The sequence below is a fragment of the Pseudomonas sp. SB113 genome (assembly GCF_040754745.1).
GTDB classification, from domain to species: domain Bacteria; phylum Pseudomonadota; class Gammaproteobacteria; order Pseudomonadales; family Pseudomonadaceae; genus Aquipseudomonas; species Aquipseudomonas grimontii.
The window spans coordinates 1-2,767 of record NZ_JBFMHW010000053.1 but is presented as its reverse complement, the minus strand read 5'-3'; the positions used below and the strand labels follow the sequence as shown (position 1 = coordinate 2,767).

At 60.0% G+C, this 2,767-nt stretch carries 2 protein-coding genes; both read left to right on the top strand.

Annotated elements, in window-relative coordinates; translation table 11 throughout:
- Nucleotides 1–584 precede the first annotated feature (584 nt).
- The gene (locus AB1462_RS31325) at nucleotides 585–1,025 is read left to right on the top strand and encodes a cytochrome c (RefSeq protein WP_027607193.1); all 441 of its coding nucleotides are present in this window, start codon (nucleotides 585–587) and stop codon (nucleotides 1,023–1,025) included.
- A gap of 3 nt (nucleotides 1,026–1,028) precedes the next feature.
- Complete coding sequence (locus AB1462_RS31320; protein ID WP_367248934.1) at nucleotides 1,029–2,450, top strand: cbb3-type cytochrome c oxidase subunit I; 1,422 nt, start codon at nucleotides 1,029–1,031, stop codon at nucleotides 2,448–2,450.
- Nucleotides 2,451–2,767 lie beyond the last annotated feature (317 nt).

The window sequence follows — 2,767 nt, the reverse complement described above, 5'->3', positions numbered from 1 at the left end:
ACTCGAGCTTGAATCGGCAGCGCGCCTGACGCAGCCTCGCTTGCGCTCGGCAGCTGCTACGGGGGTTTGCGCGGTGCTGGATAAGACGGTATCTACGCAGGGGGCTCGGCTCAAGGTGTGTAGATACTTATGGCCCGATGAGGGAGTATCAGTTGATGCATCTTTGGCTGACCCACTGCATCGGGGGCAAGTCGAATCGTCGCACCGTCCCTCCCACATTTGGATCTCCATGTATCAGCTGGACCTCGGTCTGCTTTTGCTCTGGCTTTTGATCTTGATCCTAGGCGCCCCGTCAAACACGCTGGCCTTCGTTCGGGCACACCGAGCCTAGGCGAGGTGCCGAGTGTTGGGGCAAGAGCCCTTTGGTCACTTTGGGCTGGGCCGGCATCCGGCTCTTTTCCAAAGTGACCCGCCGTCAGGGCGGAACCCTAAGCAGCCGTTACCTAAATAACGGATAGGTACCCAACCCAACCCCCCCCCAAAAAAATACCCCACCAAAACCATCAACATTTCTTGATCGCCATCAAGCAGTTTTCACCCCCCACCTCCCTATCATCCCCTGGCCAAGCAATGAGGAAGCGACCATGTCAGAGACCTTCACCAAGGGCATGGCCAGGAATATCTACTTCGGAGGAAGCGTGTTCTTCTTCCTGATTTTCCTGGCCCTGACCTACCACACCGAACAAACCTTTCCCGCCCGCAGCAACGTCGACCAACTCACCGAATCCGTCGTACGCGGCAAAGGCGTCTGGGAGCGCAACAACTGCGTCGGCTGCCACACCTTGCTGGGCGAGGGCGCTTATTTCGCGCCGGAGCTGGGCAATGTGTTCAAGCGCCGAGGTGGCGAAGAAGGGTTCAAGCCGTTCCTGCATGCCTGGATGAAGATGCAGCCCCTGGGTGTGCCGGGACGGCGGGCCATGCCGCAATTCAATCTCAGTGACCAGGAGGTGGACGATATGGCCGAGTTCCTCAAATGGAGCTCGAAGATCAATACCAATAACTGGCCACCGAACAAGGAGGGCTGAGCCATGCGCAGTGCCAATCCATACTTGAAATTCCAATCCCAGGCCGTGGCCAAACCCTACTTTGTGTTCGCCCTGATCCTGTTTCTCGGTCAGGTGCTGTTCGGTTTGATCATGGGCCTGCAATACGTCATCGGTGACTTTCTGTTCCCGTTGATCCCCTTCAACGTGGCGCGGATGGTCCACACCAACCTGCTGATCGTGTGGCTGCTGTTCGGCTTTATGGGCGCGGCTTACTACCTGATACCCGAGGAGGCCGAACGCGAGCTGCACAGCCCGAAACTGGCGATCATCCTGTTCTGGGTGTTCGCCGCCGCCGGGGTGTTGACCATCCTCGGCTACCTGCTGGTGCCGTATGCGGCGCTGGCCAAGTTGACCCACAACGAGCTGCTGCCGACCATGGGTCGTGAGTTCCTGGAGCAACCGACCATTACCAAAATGGGCATCGTCGTGGTGTGCCTGGGCTTTCTGTACAACATCGGCATGACCCTGCTCAAGGGCCGCAAGACCACCGTCAGCGTGGTGATGATGACCGGGTTGATTGGTCTCGCGGTGTTCTTCCTGTTCTCTTTCTACAACCCCGGCAACCTGGCGCGTGACAAGTTCTACTGGTGGTGGGTGGTGCATCTTTGGGTCGAAGGCGTGTGGGAACTGATCATGGGGTCGATGCTGGCTTTCGTGCTGATCAAGGTCACCGGCGTCGACCGCGAAGTGGTGGAGAAATGGCTTTACGTGATCATCGCCATGGCCTTGATCACCGGGATCATCGGCACCGGTCACCACTTTTTCTGGATCGGTGCGCCTGAGGTGTGGCTGTGGGTTGGTTCGATCTTCTCGGCCCTGGAGCCGCTGCCGTTCCTGGCGATGGTGATGTTCGCCTTCACCATGGTGAAGCAACGTCGGCGCCAGCACCCGAATCGCGCGGCGACGTTGTGGGCCAAGGGCACCACGGTCACGGCGTTCTTCGGCGCAGGCGTGTGGGGGTTCCTGCACACCCTGGCACCGGTCAACTTCTACACCCACGGCACCCAACTCACCGCCGCCCACGGGCACCTGGCGTTCTTTGGTGCCTACGCAATGATCGTGATGACACTGATCAGCTACGCCATGCCACGCCTGCGCGGTATCGGTGAAGCGCCGGACGCGCGTTCGCAGACCCTCGAAATCTGGGGCTTCTGGATGATGGTGCTGTCGATGGTGATGATCACGCTGTTCCTCACCGCCGCCGGGGCCGTGCAGGTCTGGCTGCAACGCTGGCAGGTGGACGGGGTGGCCTTGCCGTTCATGGCCACGGTGGAACATTTGCAGGGGCTGTTCTGGGCGAGGTTGGTCAGTGGGGTGGTGTTCCTGCTTGGTCTGGTTTGCTACCTGTTCAGCTTCCGGCAACGCGCCCGCGTGGCTGGAGCACCGGTGCCGATCGTCTACTGAAGGTAACGTGGTCCAAATGTGGGAGGGGCGGTGCGACGATTCGACTTGCCCCCGATGGCGGTGTGTGGGCCGAGCATTTTTTTTGGATTGGGCCGGGTACATATCCGTTGCTGCGGTAACGGCCACCTAGGGTTCCGCCCTTACGGCGGCTCACTTTTGGAAAGACCCAAAAGTAAGCAAAAGGTCTTCACCCCAACACTCGGCACCTCGCCTAGGCTCGGTGTGCCCTCACTCCGGCTTTGGAGCGTGGGCCGCCGCGATGGGCCATCCTTGGCCCAGCGCGGCTAACCCGGCGTCCTGCCGGGTTACCCACGCTC

Coding starts and splice junctions, on each gene's coding strand:
- AB1462_RS31325 (WP_027607193.1), top strand. CDS start 585: ATGTCAGAGACCTTCACCAAGGGCATGGCCAGGAATATCTACTTCGGA.
- AB1462_RS31320 (WP_367248934.1), top strand. CDS start 1,029: ATGCGCAGTGCCAATCCATACTTGAAATTCCAATCCCAGGCCGTGGCC.